Consider the following 16844-nt stretch of genomic DNA (forward strand, 5'->3'; position numbering starts at 1 on the left):
AATGACGCAGAGAACTCTGATGAAGCGCGACGAGTGCGGGTTTCCGGGCGGCGAGGCTGAATCACTCGGGTGCCTAAGTCTGTGCTGATGAGAGTAGGCAGATGGGTGCTGTTTAGTCAGCGAGAGCGCGGCGGAGAATCCAAATGTTGCATTTGAAAATGAACGAACCGACTACACCGTCCGGGATGATCGGCTTGAGTTCTGAATTGAGCCAGTCACACACACTGGCGTGGGTCTCACGCCCGGAGTGAATCGCCGCTATGGTGTTGCTGCGGGTCAGCAGGTAGGAGATGAATTTCTGACGAGAGAACGGGACGTGATGTTCGAACGATGCTCGATGCGCAACGGCAAAGCCGTGCTGAGAAGCAATAAGTTCGTTCATGTCGCGCATCCCACGACGCGAGGGGCGGAACCGCTTGGCATACTGCGTCCGCATCCAGCGCTTGCATTCGGCCACGCCTTCGAGATGTGTCGTGAAGTGATCGTTGTAGACGACGAGCACTCCATCGTGACCGAGTCCACGCTGGCACTGGCTGAAGAACTTTGACTGATCAAACCAGTGCAACGCAGAACCTACGGTAATGATGTCGAACTCACCTTCTGTGCAGGGAAAGTCCTCCGCGCGTCCAAGCCGATAGGTGATGCGAGGATGCGGTTGCGCGTGGCGCAGCATCGGTTCGGAAGCGTCGATGGCCAATACGCTTTCCGCAATCTCAGCAAGAGCGATAGAAGACTGTCCCGATCCGCAGCCAACGTCCAGTGCTCGAGCGAAGCGCGACAACCCGGTAAGCTCACAAACTCGGCTCACCACGCTCCGGTGAAAAAACGGTCGAACGTTCGCGTAGTGTGCGGCGACTTCAGTGTTCGTGAAGTAATTCGGGTCGCTGGGTGACGACAAGCGAGAGTTTGCCTGTGGTTCGGATTGGGACGGAGTCCACACTCTTCATTGTTATCACATTGTTGTTCTGTCGCGGAGCTTTCGCCTTGTCATCCTCTGCGGGATGACGCCAGCGTGCGACGTTGAAAACGTAAATGGCGAGGCAGAAAAGATTGGCCGGGATGAATCCGAGTTGTGCAGTCTTGAGGCCGATAACACAGATGATGAAACTATTCACTCCGGCCACAATCCAGCCCTGCCACATCCGTCGCCCCACCATGAGAGTGGAGACGATGGTAAGTAAGCATGAAATGTAATCAAGGCGGAACATAACCATGACCAGAGTGCCCCCGCTTCGGCTCTATTGCAATGCAAGGTAAACCGTAGGTGATCGAGAGTTGCGCCTGAGGAGAGTAGGAGCAATTGCTGAGTGGCATGCCACAACAGAGGGTAGGAAGGGCCGGACTGCTCCGGCCCGTTTCGTTTCTAGACCAGAACAGGCTGTTCTGCCGCGACATCGAATTCGCGGCTTTGTTCCTCGTGTCGCAATACGCGCAATGCGCCCTCGATCAATGCGTGCAATTCGTCTTCACCCGCATAGACCTTCACGGGAGCGATCCACTGTACGGCATCAACGATGGCGGAGGTGAGACGTGAGCTATGGGACATTCCTCCGGTCAGCAGGATGGCATCAACTTTCCCATGCAGCACACAAGCCATGGCTCCGATCTCTTTTGCGATCTGATAGGCCATTGCACGGAATACCAGGCTGGCGCGTTCGTCTCCGCGATCAATGCGCTGCTCGATTTCGCGAAGATCGGCCGTGCCAAGATAGGAGATCAGCCCGCCTTCGCGGGTGAGCATGGTTTCGACTTGCTTTCGGGTGTACTTCCCGCTGAAGCAAAGCTTGACCAACTCAATTGCAGGAACCGATCCCGCACGCTCGGAGGAGAAGGCGCCCTCTTCGCGGGAGTTCGTTGCGTCGATCATGCGTCCGCCGACGTGAGCGCTGATCGTGTGTCCGCTGCCGAGATGAGCGACCACAAGACGCAGTTCCTGATACGAGCCACCCACTTCGTTGGCAAAGCGGCGTGCAATCGCCTTGCAATTCAATGCATGAGAAAGGCAAGGACGAACGAGTTGCGCACAACCGGACAGCCGAGCCTCCTCCGCCCATTCGTCTACTGCAACTGGGTCGACGATATAGGCAGGCACATCGATTCGCTCAGCGATTGCGTGCGCCAGGAACGCACCAAGATTTGAAGCATGCTCTCCACGCTCGGCTCGGCGCAACTCTTCTAACATGCGTTCATTCACGCGATAGGTGCCACCCTGCACCGGATGCAGCAATCCACCGCGTGCCACAACAGCAAGCAACCCATTCAGCCGCATGCCGCTCGCTTCCAACTCATCCTGCAAGCACTGAAGGCGCAACTCCAACTGGGAAAGGACGTCTGGCCCGCACGAAGCAAGTTCCGCCTTGCTGTGTTGCAGGTTCCGAACGAGCAATGGTTCGCCATCGAGATAAAGTCCGAACTTCGTTGATGTAGAACCGGGATTAATGGCTAGAAGATTCGGCCGAAGGGTCATGATTGCACCTCATGCTTGAGATGATTATGTGCTTTGAAGAGAACTCCAAGCGCCATGGCGTTGACCTTGTCATCCGAACTTTCAACCCGTGAGGGAATGAGAACCGGAACCCGGGCTCCAACGACTACATGGGCACACTGCGAATGACCGAGATACTTCACTGCTTTACCAAGTAAATTACCAGCTTCAATATTAGGCACTACCAAACAATCGGCTGCACCTGCCACGGGGTTGCTGATGCCCTTAGCCTTTGCTGCACTAAGGACAAGCGCATTGTCCAGCGCCAGTGGGCCGAAAACTTCAGCATCACCGAACTCACGACGTTCGCACATCGCCGCCAGCTCCGCAGCGTCGATGGTAGAGGGAACGGAGTCCGTAACAGCTTCGGTGGCGCTCATGATTGCAATCTTGGGGCGATCTATACCGATGCAATTCAGGACATCGATGGCGTTCAACACGATCTGTCGCTTCTGGTCGACTGTGGGGAGAACGTTCAATCCGCCATCGGTGATACCGACGAGACGTTTCTGTCCGCCGAGTGTGTCTTCGTACAAAAGCACGTCGCTTAGCAGTCGTCCGGTGCGTAATCCAGCTTGCCGTTCAAGCAAAGCTCGCAGCAGTTCGTCCGTTCGCAGATGCCCCTTCAGCAGGATGTCCGTCTCTCCGGAGGCAGCCATTTGGCAGGCCAAACATGCGGCCTGTTTAGCTGTGGGAACCTGAATCATCTGCGCTTTTTCGAGCAGGTTTTCGAATCCTAAATTCCGTGCACGCGTCTCGATCTTCTGCACGTCACCAAGGAGTTGTGGAACCGCGATGCCAAGCGCAAGCGCGTCAGAGGCGGCGCCTAGGGCCACATCATCCTCTGCGGCGACAATAGCCACCCGAAGCGCCCCGATTGCACGTGCGTGTTCTCTAAGCTGAAGAAAATCTCGGATTGCGGCTGTTGTGACAGACGCTGAATTCATCAAGGGTCCCTTTTTCCGGTTGGAAAGCTTGACCTAGTCCTCCGCAAAAGTCTGTGCGCTACATCACCACACAATGACACTAAGTCCTGAGCACTGGGCCGATTAGAGCAGGGTGAGGCATCTCACCCCCGGGTGCGCGATTTTCCGTTTTCTAGCCCCCATGCTCCAGAAATTCTAAAAAATGAGCAAGAAGGTAAACGTCTGAAAAGCTGAGGCTTAGCTCAGATTCCCAAAACCGAACAGATTGGCACTCCGGTTGCAGAATTGTTCAAGGTGGGCGACCTTGCCCATTCAGTGAAGGAGAGGTTCAGATGGATAACGCATACATGCCGGCGCCGGTGTTCGCAGATCTGCCCAAGCCCCGAACCGGGGCTCCCAAGAAGATCAAGATCGGCGAGGTCGCGCGACACTTCGACGTGTCTGTGGATTTGCTGCGCCTCTACGAACGCGAAGGATTGCTCATTCCTCTGAAATCGGAAAAAGGAACGAGGTACTTCACGGAAGCTGATTATCCGTGGATTGCCACCGTACTGCGCCTGGTTCGCGAAGCGGGCCTGAACTTTGCGGGCATCCGGCACCTGCTGGCGTTGCTTCCCTGTTGGGAGATTCGTCACTGCGGTGAAAATAGGCACCACTGCAGCAACTCAGCGGGAGCGAGCACTCCGTGCTGGATGAATCACAGTTGCTGCCGACCGGGCGACTGCTATGCGTGCGACATCTATCGCGCCGCATACCAATGCGAAAATCTCAAGGCCTTTGTCGTTAGTGGACCAGCATAGGCCTGCCATTACTGACTGCGGGGAGCGTCCGCATCCGGCTCCTGAACAAAACGAACATTGTGGCGGACATCGGCGCCGCTGATCCAGAAGATCACGTCCTCCGCGATGTTTGTGGCGTGATCAGCAATTCGCTCCAGCGAACGCGTGATTAGCAGAACGTCCAGGTAAGGCCGAATCTTGTCTGGATTGTTCTTCATCTGCTCGACTAGAACGACAAACGCTTCGTCCTTCATGCGATCGACAATGCTGTCCATTTCGAGGACCGCTTGCGCGACGTCGGTCTTCGCAGACAGAAATGATTCCAGAGCGCGGCGAACCATTGTCGAGACAGCTGCAGTCATGCGCCCAATATCGACCGGGACATCCATCTCCGGATCCTGCAACAAGTCCAATGAGCGTTGCGCAATGTTCACGGCAAGATCGCCCACTCGCTCAAGATCTGAATTGATCTTCAAGACCGAGAGAACGAATCGAAGATCCGTTGCCATCGGCTGTTGCATTGCGAGCAGATCGACTGCAATTTCGTCAATGTCGCGCTCGCTCTGATTAATCATCTTCTCGCGCTCAAAGACCTGCTGAGAGAGCCGAGCATCGCGCCTGCGATACGAATCTGCCGCCAGTTCGATGGCAGCTTCGGCCATTCCGCCCATCTTGAGCAAACGTTCTTTCAATTCATCCAAGCCCTGCTGAAATCGCGTGCGCATTATCCAAACCTGCCAGTAATGTAATCCTCCGTTCGCTTGTCGGAGGGTGTAGTGAATATCTTTTCGGTCTTGTCGTACTCGACGAGTTTGCCCATCAGGAAGAACCCAGTGTGATCGGCAACGCGCGCGGCCTGCTGCATGTTGTGGGTTACTATGACGACGGTGTATTGCGTTTTGAGTTGGAAAATCAGTTCCTCAATCTTGCCCGTCGAGATCGGATCGAGCGCACTGGCGGGTTCGTCCATCAGGAGCAATTCGGGCTGTACAGCCAGAGCGCGTGCAATACAAAGCCTCTGCTGCTGACCTCCGGAGAGCGATGCGCCGGACTTCTTCTTCAGCACATCTTTTACTTCCTCCCAAAGCGCGGCCATGCGCAGGGAGTGCTCTACGATTTCATCGAGTTCGTGACGGTTGCTGTAGCCATTGAGCCGTAGTCCGGCGGCCACGTTGTCGTAGATCGACATGGTCGGGAACGGATTTGGCTTTTGAAATACCATTCCGATGCGACGGCGCACATCAACGGCCAGCGTGTTGGGCCCATACACGTCAATGTCACCAACCTGCACCGATCCACTGACGCGTGCGTCAGCAATCGTTTCGTGCATTCGATTGAGACAGCGTACAAAGGTCGACTTCCCGCAACCGGAGGGTCCAATCACAGCGGTCACTGCATTGGCACATATCGATATATTGATTTCATGCAAGACCTGTGTCTTTCCAAACCAGGCATTCAGGTCTTTCACTTCAATTCCAACACCCATCGGTGAAGGCTCCTTAAACTTTAGGCGTGGTCCATGCGTCCACGGCTTGTGACAACGCGCACGGCGGAAACGGCAACCACAATCAAGACAATCAGTATCAATGCTCCGGCCCAAGCTTGACGGTGCCACTCATCGAATGGCGAAATGGCGTACGCGAAGATCTGGATGGGCAAGGCCGCGGTAGGCTGATTCGGATTCAGATTCCAGAACTGATTTCCGAAAGCCGTGAAAAGCAGTGGCGCGGTTTCGCCGGCCACCCGAGCGAACGCGAGCATCGCACCGGTGATCACACCCTTGGACGCAGTTCGCAACGTTACTTGCAAGGTCGTTCGCCACTGTGGAATGCCGAGTCCGAGTGCAGCTTCGCGAATCGTATTCGGCACCATCAGCAGCATCTCTTCCGTGGTGCGCGCAATCGTGGGAATCATCATGACTCCGAGCGCAACGCCACCCGAAAGTGCAGAAAAGTGTTGCTGAGGAAGAACCACGAGAGCATAAACGGCAATGCCAACCACAATGGATGGGATGCCATTCAACACGTCAGCCGTAAATCGAACAGCAGTGACGAGGCGCCCGCGTCCGAACTCCGCAAGATAGATCCCAGCACCAATCCCGAGCGGCACACCGATAAGCGAGCCAAGGCCCAGGATCATTACTGAACCGATGATGGCGTTGGCCATACCGCCACCGGATTCTCCCACAGGGCGCGGAGTGTGCGTCAGGAAATCGAGGCTAATAGAGCCAATTCCCTTGTAGACGAGATATCCGAAGATGGCCACCAGCGGCGCTAAGACAACGACCGACGCCAGGGCTGCCAAGAACACGAAACACAGATTGGAAAATCGACGAGTCAGGCTGAGCTCACGCGAAACTTTAGGCATTGGCTCTCACCGAGTGTCCACGAGTAATGGACCACACCAGCAGTCGTGCGCATGCATTCACAATGACGGTAACTATGAGCAGCGCCAGGCCGATCTCAACCAGCGCACTCAGATAAAGATCGTCAGTTGCCTCTGAGAATTCATTTGCAATCACCGAGGCCATGGTGTAACCCGGCGCGAAGAGCGAGCGCGCAATCTCGGGACGATTGCCTATCAGCATCGTTACCGCCATCGTTTCGCCGATGGCGCGCCCCAACCCAAGAATGATTCCGCCCATGATGCCCGCGCGTGCATTGCGAAGCACCGCCATACGCACCATCTCCCAACGTGTTGCACCGAGCGCCAACACAGCTTCACGCTGACTCTGCGGCACGGCTACGAGGACCTCACGCGTGATGGAGGCGATGATGGGAACGATCATGATGGCCAGGATGATTCCTGCGGCCAGCATTCCGATACCGAACGCCGGACCTTCGAACAACCCAGTCCATCCGAAGAAGCGCGCTAGGAACGGCTGCACATTGTTTCGCAGAATAGGAGCTAATACGAAGATTCCCCATAGTCCGTAAATGACTGAAGGAATCGCGGCCAGCAACTCGACGGTGAACGAAACGATGCCACGCAGCTTTCGCGGGCACAGTTCCGTGGTGAAAACGGAGACTCCTACGGCGAGCGGAACCGCGAGCACCAGAGCTACTAGCGATGAAACCAGAGTTCCGTAAATGAACGGCATCGCGCCAAATTCGCCGGACACCGGATCCCATACTCGCCCTGTAAAGAATCCCAGACCAAAACGCGAGATCGAAAGAGAGGAGCGCTGAGTTAGCTCATAGAAGAACAGCACTAAAACTGCAATTACGGATAGGGAACATGCAAGCAATGAGTACCGAAAGACTATGTCGATGTACTTGCTGATCTTGCTTGTATGCAGGTGAATCTTCGGCGCCTGTGCTAAGACGGGCTGCGGCTCTTTCCGTTCGGCAGCCACAATCGCCTCAGGTACTGGGAAGCTGCTCGGCGGGCGAAAGTTCGGATTGGGACTGATGCTCACAACCTGACGGTATCAAACGATTGTTAACATCAGATGAAAGCAGACCCGCTGAAGGTGAAATCCTTGTTGAACATCCCGATTTGACACGAACGAAGGAGTATTGGGCTCCGACTGGCATACACCGCGATCGAACACGCTCAAAAACAAAACCAGCGTGAGTTGTCGACTCACGCTGGGCAGCTTCAGTCCACCTTCGAGGCAGCCGAAAGTATTTACGGGAAGATGTAGCGCATGGTGGTAAACACCGTGGTATCGTTCCCGCGCGGCGCTCCACCTACACCGGCCCACGTTCTGCGGCTGATGTAATCGCCCTCTATGCCATAACGCAGAGTGCCCATGGGGCCTTTGTAGACGTCGTAATAGCCAAACACTTTCCCGTTCCAGATGTTCTTGTTGTTGCCGGTGCAAGCAGGAAGAGTGCCACCGGCCTGCGCTGCAGTTTCGAAGAAGCAACCTGTGTTCACGTTCGTCGGCGAGCCGTAACCGGCGAGTGACAGAGCGCCAGTAGTTGTGTTCACGACTGCATAAGTGGTCTTGTCATAGTATTCGTTGCCAAACAGCGCATCGATCTCGAGTTTCTTCGTGGGGTGAGTTTCGAATCCACCCAGCACGCTCCAGCTCATGATCGGACGCATGTCGTTATCTCCGCCCCTGAACCCAGTCGGGTTCGAACGCACGACGAAGTCAAACTGACCTGAATCTTCGTAGCGACTGATGCCCCTACCCCAAAGTCCCTGCAGTATGAAATCAACCTTCTTGGGCTTGATCGGAATCACAGCGCCAGCGCCTGCGCCATAGCCGAGCGCGGTGTTATTGAATCCCGCAGTCGTTGCGGTCGGCACAACGCGATCGCGGAAGATGCGAGCGAGTCCCTTGATTTCGTAGTGACCAGCCTTCGGACTGTCATACGCAATTTTTGCAATGATGTCCGGAGACAAGTTGAGCGAGTACAGAGGAGTCTGCGCGCAGGTCACGACCAGCGTTGTAGCGTTCTGCGTGCAAGATGTAACGACGGTGTTGCCGTACAGGCCCACGCCAGGCGTCGCCAATCCCGCGACAGCAGAAGTCGCACCGGAGTTGAGGGCGGAAGGATTAGCCAAACCGACAGCAACTGAGAAGTCCTTAGCAACCGTCTTTGAAACGCGGATTTCAGCAAAACGGCCCCAATCATAACCAACCGAGTACTGAGCCTCGATGATGTTGGGAATCCAGAGGTTCGCGTTATCTGCGTCGGTTCCCTTGCGGTTCAGCGTAATAAGGTTCCACATCTGACCGCCCGTGATCGTCCATCCGTTTGCAAACTTGGCACGTCCCCAGGCTTGGCGCATACGTGGCGTATAGCTCGAGGTCTGGTTCAGATTCGCCGTGGTGCTGGTGCCAAAGAAGTCCATTTCGAAATAACCAGTCAGCTTCGTCGTGCCGGCGTCGGCATCAGCGCGCAAGATGATGCGCGAGTCGCGAGCGGTGAAACCAAACTCGCTGAGCTTGGTATTCGGCTGGTTTGCCAGCGGAATCGCGTTGAACGGAGTCGCCTGATCGGATACAGTCGCCTTCGAACGGTACACACCTGTCATTTCGAGGAAGCCGCCCGGCGTAATGCGAACACCCTTGTAAGCGATACTGTTGGGATGTTCAAGTTCGGCGACACGCTTCCCTTCTTTCTCGACAGTTACGTTGGTAGTGTTCACTGCGGTCTTTACGTCTGACAAGTCAGAGCTAACCTTCTGCACCTGCAGGTTGCTGTTGTTTTCAACAGCAGCGATCTTTGCGTCGGCTTGTTGCGCAGTTTGCTGAGTCTGGGTCAACTGCTGCTGTGTTTGCTGCAACTGTTGCTGCGTCTGCTGCAATTGCTGTTGCATCTGCTGCATCGCGGCCTGTTGCTGATCGACCATCTCTTGCAGATGCCGCAGTTTCTCGGCAGTCTCATCTCGCTTAACAGGTTTTGCGGCGCGATGCTTTGTGCTCTTCTTAGCGGCTGGCTGGGTATCTGATGGCGCAGGCCCCGCTAGGCACATTGCGGATAGCGCAAACACCGCCACCACCTTCTGAAAGTTCCTCATCTCTCGACGCTCCAATGTTCAACTCCTCGCTTTTCTCCTCCATCCAAGCACGGCAAAGGGAAAGCGAGTGAATGTGGTGTGGAAACAACAAAAGCCCAGAGCAAGGCAGGCTCTGGACACAAGAAAGCTGAATGATTCTAGAGTAATCTGCTTAGATGGGGAAGTATAAAGTGAAAACTTTACGTTTCCCGGCATCGGGTTCGACAACGAATTAAGGTGCCTTCCTCGCAGTTACACGTCGCTTAATAATTGGTCGATGCAGCTCTGAAAATGAAATTTTGAATAATACAAAAGTACGGATGGGTAACATCCGCAGTTTTGTATTCAGCAACTCTGTTTTGAACTTATGGGATGTATTAACGGAACGAGGTCATTACCATGCTCTGGTTAGCCTTCGGACGGCCGCCAACTCCCGGCCAAGTGTTTTTGTGGGTGTAAGAATACTGCATGCCATAACGCAGCGACCCATATCCGCCTTTATAGAAGCTGTACCAGAATCCTGTAGCTCCTTGTGCACGGTCTTTCATAGTCGCGCCGCAGGAGAAGTAACGAGGGCATTGTAAGGGACGCTAAAAATAACAATGCCGGAGTGGCCCATCTCTGGCCGCTCCGGCTTCATTCTTTAGCTTGTTGTATTGCTAGAAGGTGTAGACCAAGTCGTACTGTCCACGCTTCAACCAAGGATTGGCAGTTGCCCGATTAGAGCTTGCCGAGATTAAATTCGGATCGAGATAGCGACCGATCCACTGCGTGTAGGAGAAAACTGTGTTCGGGCGAATCTTGTAGCTGAAGAACAGCTTGTGCTGCAGGGTATTAGTTGGAGCACGCTGGTCACTTTCCGCGAAGGAAGCAATAACTGCATCCTGCTCGGAGCGTGTATAGGTGTAACCAACTTGCAGATCGCCCTTGTTCTTCAATTGTCCAAGACTTACCTCTGCATACAGCAACTGATCGTGTTTGCGACCGTCCTTAGCGCTGCGTCTGGAATTCAGGTTCTGCTCGTACTCGGCAAGCCAGTTGAATGGAAGCTTGTCGATGCCCGTCTTGATGACGTTGCTGAGAATGATGTCGCTGTACAGGTACTGCGAGCAGAAGGTATACGTGGTGGCGCCCGCTACCGGACAAAGAGCATTTGTCATGCCGTTGGGAGCAAATGCCGCACTCGTCGTCTGCGTAGCAAGGGTGCCAGTTGAACTGAGAGTGGAAAGCTGTGGTGCATGAAAGTTCAGTATTGAGTAGGACGGAACCATTGTCCAGGGACCAAGCACTAACTTGCTGGACACAGCCCCACCGTATACCCAGGAATCCGTGCGCGGGGCCGCGCCAGAGTTGTTCTCGCGCAGGACCAGTTGCATTCCGGTGAAGTTCAACTCTTTTGCAATCGGGTTCTTCAACTTCAGCGATACTTTTTCAGTTATGCCTTCCGGGTTGATATCAGGATCAAACGTGGGGTTCGTCCGATTCCACGAATACGCCCACTTACCACCCGTCACGCTGAGCCACTTGTAATTCGAAGGATTCCACGTGATGAATCCACGATCGACGTTTATCGGTTTACGGGAAAAGTTGTCGCCAAGTGTCTGATTGGTCGACGTGGGATCAGCAGGATCACCGGTCGCAACGAAGATTCCGCCAACGAAGTCCTCGTTGAGCTTTCCTTCGGTTCCAATGCGTAGACGAACACGGAAGCGATGTCTGTCTGGCGAGGAATTCTGGAAGAAATTTTCGTAGCGGAACCGTGCATCACCAGACCAACGGAAGCGACCCAGTGTCGATTCCAACACGCCCACGCGCTTCTGCTCTTGCTGCGCGGTTTCGGCAGTATTGGTCAGAGTGGTGCTCACGTCCGACATATCTGCCTGGACCTTCTCGACCTTCGACTTAACTTCCGCCGATGACGATTCGAACGTCGCAACCTTGGACTGCGCTTCAGCCGCGTTATTCTGAGCATCGTTCGCGGCCTTCTGTGCGTTCTGGAGTTCTCGCTGCGCCTGCTGTAGCTGCTGGTCACGCTGCAACATCTCTTGGTTAAGCTTGTCGATTTGCGCTTGCTGCTCTTTGAGTGCCTGCTGCACTTCGCGCAATTCCTTTTGGCTGACTTGAGCTTTGTGAGCCGCAGTCTTCTTCTTCGGCGCAGGTCCGCTGTCGGACGGTGTCGGTTGCGCCAGCGCAATGCTGGCTAGAAGAAACAGAGATAGTAGCTGCTTTACCGCTCTCATTATTTTGTTCCTCTGTGAGTTAGACCGGGTGGATATGCCGTTTAACGATTCGCTCATTCTTAGTGGATCGTATTGACCGTAGCCAACACCTTCGTCGCGACTTCCTTCGGGAGAGGTGCGTAGGTCAGCTGGGACGCCATGGATTGACCGTCATTCACCATCCAACTCAAAAAGTCATGGAGCACTCTTCCCTTTGCTGCGTCCCTCGATTGTTGTGGGATCAACAACCACGTGAAGCTCGCGATGGGGTATGCATCTTTGCCTGAGGGATTGGTGATCGAGACGCGGTAGTCCGACGGCATCTTGCCCGCAGCCGACGCGGCAGCGGCAGTAACAGACGTGAGCGATGCCTTCACGAAATTTCCACTCTTATTGCGCACGACACCGTACGAGATGTTGTTCTGTACCGCGTAGATCAGTTCGACGTAACCGATTGCGCCCTGAATCTGGCGCACAGTTCCAGCAACACCTTCGTTGCCCTTACCGCCGAGACCGACCGGCCACTTTACGCTCGTGCCCTTGCCCACAGCGGAATTCCATTCCGGGCTCACCTTAGACAGGTAGTCGGTAAAGATGTAGGTGGTGCCGGAACCGTCCGAACGATGCACAACCACGATGGACTGATTGGGAAGAGGTACTCCAGGATTTGCTTTAGCGATTACCGGATCACTCCAGTTATTGATTCGGCCCATGAAGATGCCAGCAAGAATTTCCGGTGTGAACTTCAGTTCCTGCTTCACGCCTGGAATGTTGTAAGCGGGGACAACAGCACCAAGCACAGTGGGGATATGCAGCACCTTGCCGCTCTTGTGTTGCGAAAGCTGTTCATCGGTCATAGGACCATCGGAGGCGCCGAAATCAACGGTGCCCGCGATCAACTGCTTAATGCCTGCACCCGACCCGAGCGATTGGTAATTGATGTGAACGCCCGGATGCGCTGCACTGTATTGCGTGAACCACTTCTGGTAAATCGGATTGGGAAAAGTTGCACCAGCTCCATTCAACGACTGTGCGGAAGCGGTTACGCACATCAGCATCGCGCAAAACACAAGCTTCAGAATTCGTGTCACAGATTGCTCCTTCCTAAGTTCCTAAGGAAAGTATCTGTGTACACTCGTTACGGCATCGTTAAGCTGAGATGAATTTCCGGTTACATCCAGAGTTGTCTCTTGGGTAGGTAGGCATGCACATTGGGAGACGCGGATTGCGGCTGGGAATATGGCACGCGTAATGCGATTACATTTTGCTCTTCATATGATCGAGGAAGAGTTGTTCAACCGGGCGATCATAAGTGCGCAGCACGTGACGCACGGTGCGGCCGCTGACAAGGTGGCAAACCTCTTCGGCCATATTCTTGACGTGATCTCCGGCACGCTCAATTTCTTGGGCCATGAAGAGCACATGAAAGCTATCAAACCTCGGCTGCCCTTCTGTGCGATCAAGGTGCCGGAACGTAACCACGTTTCTCAAGCGGTCGATTTCTGCATCTGCGCGCAAAACGTTCACTGCCTTGTCGAGCGACTGCGTTCTGAATGCAGCCTCTACATCGCTCAACATACGTTCGAGGCGTGAACTCATCACCATCAAGTCGCGCAGATCGTCATGGTCCATTTTCGAAGCCACCGCCTCGGCATGGTTCACGAAGCTCAGAAGCAGATCCCCGATGCGCTCCAGTGAGATGGTGAACTTCATGCAGGCGAGCAAGGTTTTCGCCTCGTTCTCAGCGACCCGCGTGATCGTAGATGTCACAAGATCATCGATATCGCGATCGAGGGAATCAAGCTCACGCTCGCGGTCGCGCACTTCGCCGTAGCGCTGAGTTGATAGCGTGGCAATTCCCTCAGCAGCAGCAAAAGCCGCACCATGCGCCACGCGAAAAGCGTCAAGCGTAAGTTCGATTAGATGAGATCCCGAGTTGACTTCGGCCTTTGGCTCGCCCATGAGAGCACTCCCCTATTGCCAGGCGGACGGCAACATTCACCAAAATCGTATCCTCACTCCCGGCCTTGAATGAAGCGAAATCTACGCACACGGCATTGCAGCCAGATGAGCGCCGCATAAATATCTCATAAATTCTGGGAAGCTAGTCAGGAGTTACGCGAGCTTCTGGAAGCGAGAATACGAATGTGCAACCGTGGTGAAGCTCACTTTCGGCGGTGATGGTGCCACCATGCGCGAGGATGATGTGCTTCGCAATTGCAAGCCCGAGCCCGGTGCCTCCACTCTCACGCGAGCGGGCCTTGTCCACGCGATAGAAGCGCTCGAAAAGACGCGGCAGATGTTCACTCGCGATTCCGGGACCGAAATCCCTCACATAGAACTGTACGAAGCCTTCGACATCGTGCGCTCCTATGATAATGCGCTCTCCCTGACACGCGTACTTGCATGCATTGTCGATCAGGTTCGAAAAAACCTGGAATACGACGTCGCGATCGGCCGAGACCATCTTTAGGGCTTCATTCACGACGTCCAGTTTCATCCCGGTATCGCTTCGATGATCGTGAAAGTAATCTGCCGCATCGTGCAAGAGTTCGGCAGCCGAAACAGGACGCAGTTGCAGCTTCTTATCGCCCGATTCCACGCGAGTTAGAATCAGCAGGTCTTCTGTGATCCGGGCCATGCGCGACGCATTCTTGCGAATGATCTCAAGGAAGTCTCGCTCCACTTCGGGCGACGCGACTCCGTCCAACAATGTCTCGGCGTAGCCCTGTATCGAAGTCAGGGGCGTGCGTAGCTCGTGCGAAACATTGGCAACGAAATCTCTCCTGGTTTTCTCCAGTCTTTCGGAATCCGTCAGATCATGCAGCACGGCGACGAGTCCGCCCGACGACATAGGCGCGATGGTGGCCGCAAAGACTCGTCCGGGAACGAAGCTCTTGACCTGCACGGTGACAAGCTTCCGGCTCTGCACTGCTTCCTGAGTGGAGGCAAGAAAGTTGGGATCGCGCACAGTCTGCACCACTGGCTGCCCAAGCCTGACGCCTGTTGGTGTAAGCATCTCCATGCGTCGGTTCGCCCACTGCGCGCGTCCATCTGGAGACATCGCGATCACCGCTTCCTGCATACTATTGAGCACCGTTTCCAACTCGCTGCGACTGTCCTCGACCTCCTTAAAACTTGCCTGCAACTTGCGAGCAGTTGTGTCCAACGCTTGCGCTACGCGGCCAATCTCGTCATTCTGATACTCCGAAAGTCTCGCGGAGAAGTCGCCTTCAGCGATCTTTGCCGCAAATTCCAGTATTCTCTCCAGACGCTCGCTTATGCTCTTTGCAGCCCACGCGGCCAGCAGAATTGAAATGAAACATGCTAAAGCAGACGCAAACATCAATGAGCGCCAAACTACTTTGTTTGTGTCTTCTATCGCACGAAGAGGAACAGCAAGCCGCACTGCTCCCCCGGGAATCGGCTCAGCAATGTAGAGCAGATCGACTCCGAGGGTGTGGCTTCGGCGCGTGTCCTCGCCGATTCGGCCTTGAAGAGCTGCCTGGAATTCAGGTCGCCGTGAGTGATTTTCCATCGCCTCGGGAGCAGCATCGCTGTCGGCCACCACGTGTCCCTGGTTGTCGATCACCGTGGCGCGCGCGCCGGCTGCGGCGGATGCTTCCTTCGCAATCTTTTCGAGGTCTGCTCCCGAAGAGCGTGCCGATACGATGCGCGAAGCAAACATGGAAGTCTTCTGCCGCAGGTTGCTATCGATCTGTGCTCTAAGAGACTCTTCCCACGAATGGGTGATTGCAACATCCACGATCAACGTGGCTGCGGCAATTACAAGACTGAAGACAAAGACCAGCTTGAAGAAAATGCGGTTCTTCACTTCGCGGCCTCAAACCTGTAGCCTGCGCCACGCACCGTGCGCAGATGATGAGGCTCTTCCGGATCCTTCTCAATCTTTTCCCGGATGCGTCGCACATATACATCTACCGAGCGAGGCGTGACGTAAGCCGTATCGCGCCAAACGGCATCAAGCAATTGATCTCGCGTGAAAACCCGTCCCGGATGTCGCGCCATGTATTCCAGAAGTCGGAACTCGGTGGCAGTCGTTGCCACTTGCTCTCCCCGCACCGTCAGAGTCATGGCACCGCTGTCGATCTCGATATCTCCCGAGGTGATGATCTCCGGTGCCGAGGGGCGCTCGAACCGACGCAACACCGCTTTCACCCTTGCTACCAACTCGCGCGGACTAAAAGGCTTGCTGACGTAATCATCCGCTCCGAGTTCGAGGCCTAATACACGATCGCTCTCATTGGTTTTGGCGGTAAGAAAGATTACGGGTGTGCTTGAGATGGAGGCGTCCTGACGAATGCGGCGGCAAAGCTCAAACCCATCTCCACCGGGGATCATGATGTCCAACAAGAAGAGAGCAGGCTTGTCGCGGCCCGCGTCCTGAATCACTGCTGTTGCACTCGCGTACAGCCGCACGTTGAAACCGGCAGCTTCAAGATGATGCTTCACCAGCCGGGCTATATCCGCTTCATCCTCGACCACATAGATAAGAGGTCTCATCGCCTCCATTGTATTCAGGTGCAGCCATGGCGGGAACCACCGGAAGCGGCTTTTCACATTCCTGTAACAATTCATCCCAACTTTGAACCTAAATAGAAAAGGGAGGGCAATTGCCCTCCCTTTCGACAGCCCACAACCTGATCAGCGGAATGGGTTGATGTACGAACTCCAGCCACGGGTGAGATAGTCAGACAGTGTCAGCGTCGCAAGGATGATTAGAAAGAAGATCGCCGAAACGACTGCAACCTTTGTAAGCGCCGTCGAGTAGCGCAATTCCATGAAGAACAACAATACGAGTAGCGCCTTGGTGGTGGCGATCGTAAGAGCCACAATGGCATTCAGGGGGCCAAGCTCAAGGGTGGCTACAAACACGGTCAATCCCGTCAATATGAGCAGTGCGACCCAGACCATTACAAAGGTCTTTACGGTAGGGTGTGCGTGTTCTGTCATTGTC

17 protein-coding genes are annotated in these 16844 nt (G+C 54.7%); 1 reads left to right on the forward strand and 16 read right to left on the reverse strand.

What is annotated here, in order from left to right; translation table 11 throughout:
* Nucleotides 1-112: 112 nt before the first annotated feature.
* From AC6IZD_RS13755 to AC6IZD_RS13770, 4 genes are all read right to left on the reverse strand, one after another.
* On the reverse strand, nt 113-808 hold the full coding sequence (locus AC6IZD_RS13755) for a class I SAM-dependent methyltransferase (RefSeq protein WP_497783888.1): 696 nt from the start codon (nt 806-808) through the stop codon (nt 113-115).
* Nucleotides 809-857: 49 nt separating this feature from the next.
* Nucleotides 858-1214, reverse strand: coding sequence for a hypothetical protein (locus AC6IZD_RS13760; RefSeq protein WP_497783889.1), 357 nt, complete (start codon nt 1212-1214; stop codon nt 858-860).
* Nucleotides 1215-1363: 149 nt separating this feature from the next.
* Nucleotides 1364-2467, reverse strand: coding sequence for a butyrate kinase (gene buk / locus AC6IZD_RS13765; protein ID WP_497783890.1), 1104 nt, complete (start codon nt 2465-2467; stop codon nt 1364-1366).
* Nucleotides 2464-3432 (reverse strand): phosphate acyltransferase, encoded by a 969-nt coding sequence (locus AC6IZD_RS13770; RefSeq protein ID WP_497783891.1) that lies wholly within the window; start codon nt 3430-3432, stop codon nt 2464-2466. Before AC6IZD_RS13770 ends, buk begins: the two co-directional genes overlap by 4 nt.
* Nucleotides 3433-3743: 311 nt before the next feature.
* Here AC6IZD_RS13770 and AC6IZD_RS13775 point away from each other — a divergent pair, with 311 nt between their 5' ends.
* Complete coding sequence (locus AC6IZD_RS13775; protein ID WP_497783892.1) at nt 3744-4211, forward strand: helix-turn-helix domain-containing protein; 468 nt, start codon at nt 3744-3746, stop codon at nt 4209-4211.
* Between the two features lie 8 nt (nt 4212-4219).
* On the opposite strand, the gene phoU is transcribed toward AC6IZD_RS13775, so the two are convergent.
* From phoU to AC6IZD_RS13835, 12 genes are all read right to left on the reverse strand, one after another.
* On the reverse strand, nt 4220-4915 hold the full coding sequence (gene phoU, locus AC6IZD_RS13780; protein ID WP_497783893.1) for a phosphate signaling complex protein PhoU: 696 nt from the start codon (nt 4913-4915) through the stop codon (nt 4220-4222).
* Entirely contained in the window at nt 4915-5676 is a 762-nt protein-coding gene (gene pstB, locus AC6IZD_RS13785; protein ID WP_497783894.1) for a phosphate ABC transporter ATP-binding protein PstB, read from the reverse strand. Before pstB ends, phoU begins: the two co-directional genes overlap by 1 nt.
* Nucleotides 5677-5696: 20 nt before the next feature.
* Nucleotides 5697-6557 (reverse strand): phosphate ABC transporter permease PstA, encoded by an 861-nt coding sequence (gene pstA, locus AC6IZD_RS13790; RefSeq protein WP_497783895.1) that lies wholly within the window; start codon nt 6555-6557, stop codon nt 5697-5699.
* Nucleotides 6550-7545, reverse strand: a complete 996-nt coding sequence (pstC, locus tag AC6IZD_RS13795; protein ID WP_497783896.1) for a phosphate ABC transporter permease subunit PstC — start codon at nt 7543-7545, stop codon at nt 6550-6552. The genes pstA and pstC overlap by 8 nt, the downstream gene beginning before the upstream one ends.
* Before the next feature lie 275 nt (nt 7546-7820).
* Nucleotides 7821-9668 (reverse strand): hypothetical protein, encoded by a 1848-nt coding sequence (locus AC6IZD_RS13800; protein ID WP_497783897.1) that lies wholly within the window; start codon nt 9666-9668, stop codon nt 7821-7823.
* Nucleotides 9669-10024: 356 nt separating this feature from the next.
* Complete coding sequence (locus AC6IZD_RS13805) at nt 10025-10195, reverse strand: hypothetical protein (protein ID WP_497783898.1); 171 nt, start codon at nt 10193-10195, stop codon at nt 10025-10027.
* Nucleotides 10196-10306: 111 nt separating this feature from the next.
* Nucleotides 10307-11887: a putative porin gene (locus tag AC6IZD_RS13810; protein WP_497783899.1), complete on the reverse strand. Its 1581-nt coding sequence runs from the start codon at nt 11885-11887 to the stop codon at nt 10307-10309.
* Between the two features lie 59 nt (nt 11888-11946).
* Nucleotides 11947-12957: a phosphate ABC transporter substrate-binding protein PstS gene (gene pstS / locus AC6IZD_RS13815; protein WP_497783900.1), complete on the reverse strand. Its 1011-nt coding sequence runs from the start codon at nt 12955-12957 to the stop codon at nt 11947-11949.
* Between the two features lie 166 nt (nt 12958-13123).
* Complete coding sequence (locus tag AC6IZD_RS13820) at nt 13124-13828, reverse strand: phosphate signaling complex PhoU family protein (protein WP_497783901.1); 705 nt, start codon at nt 13826-13828, stop codon at nt 13124-13126.
* A gap of 142 nt (nt 13829-13970) precedes the next feature.
* Complete coding sequence (locus AC6IZD_RS13825; protein ID WP_497787587.1) at nt 13971-15554, reverse strand: sensor histidine kinase; 1584 nt, start codon at nt 15552-15554, stop codon at nt 13971-13973.
* 143 nt (nt 15555-15697) lie between these two features.
* Nucleotides 15698-16390, reverse strand: a complete 693-nt coding sequence (locus tag AC6IZD_RS13830; RefSeq protein ID WP_497783902.1) for a winged helix-turn-helix domain-containing protein — start codon at nt 16388-16390, stop codon at nt 15698-15700.
* 141 nt (nt 16391-16531) lie between these two features.
* Nucleotides 16532-16840: a cytochrome C oxidase subunit IV family protein gene (locus tag AC6IZD_RS13835; RefSeq protein ID WP_497783903.1), complete on the reverse strand. Its 309-nt coding sequence runs from the start codon at nt 16838-16840 to the stop codon at nt 16532-16534.
* Nucleotides 16841-16844: the final 4 nt, after the last annotated feature.

The organism is Koromonas humicola, assembly GCF_059726255.1.

Coding starts and splice junctions, on each gene's coding strand:
- AC6IZD_RS13810 (WP_497783899.1), bottom strand. CDS start 11,887: ATGAGAGCGGTAAAGCAGCTACTATCTCTGTTTCTTCTAGCCAGCATT.
- buk (WP_497783890.1), bottom strand. CDS start 2,467: ATGACCCTTCGGCCGAATCTTCTAGCCATTAATCCCGGTTCTACATCA.
- AC6IZD_RS13830 (WP_497783902.1), bottom strand. CDS start 16,390: ATGAGACCTCTTATCTATGTGGTCGAGGATGAAGCGGATATAGCCCGG.
- AC6IZD_RS13835 (WP_497783903.1), bottom strand. CDS start 16,840: ATGACAGAACACGCACACCCTACCGTAAAGACCTTTGTAATGGTCTGG.
- pstB (WP_497783894.1), bottom strand. CDS start 5,676: ATGGGTGTTGGAATTGAAGTGAAAGACCTGAATGCCTGGTTTGGAAAG.
- AC6IZD_RS13805 (WP_497783898.1), bottom strand. CDS start 10,195: ATGAAAGACCGTGCACAAGGAGCTACAGGATTCTGGTACAGCTTCTAT.
- AC6IZD_RS13820 (WP_497783901.1), bottom strand. CDS start 13,828: ATGGGCGAGCCAAAGGCCGAAGTCAACTCGGGATCTCATCTAATCGAA.
- AC6IZD_RS13825 (WP_497787587.1), bottom strand. CDS start 15,554: ATGTTTGCTTCGCGCATCGTATCGGCACGCTCTTCGGGAGCAGACCTC.
- pstA (WP_497783895.1), bottom strand. CDS start 6,557: ATGCCTAAAGTTTCGCGTGAGCTCAGCCTGACTCGTCGATTTTCCAAT.
- AC6IZD_RS13800 (WP_497783897.1), bottom strand. CDS start 9,668: ATGAGGAACTTTCAGAAGGTGGTGGCGGTGTTTGCGCTATCCGCAATG.
- AC6IZD_RS13770 (WP_497783891.1), bottom strand. CDS start 3,432: ATGAATTCAGCGTCTGTCACAACAGCCGCAATCCGAGATTTTCTTCAG.
- AC6IZD_RS13760 (WP_497783889.1), bottom strand. CDS start 1,214: ATGGTTATGTTCCGCCTTGATTACATTTCATGCTTACTTACCATCGTC.
- AC6IZD_RS13775 (WP_497783892.1), top strand. CDS start 3,744: ATGGATAACGCATACATGCCGGCGCCGGTGTTCGCAGATCTGCCCAAG.
- phoU (WP_497783893.1), bottom strand. CDS start 4,915: ATGCGCACGCGATTTCAGCAGGGCTTGGATGAATTGAAAGAACGTTTG.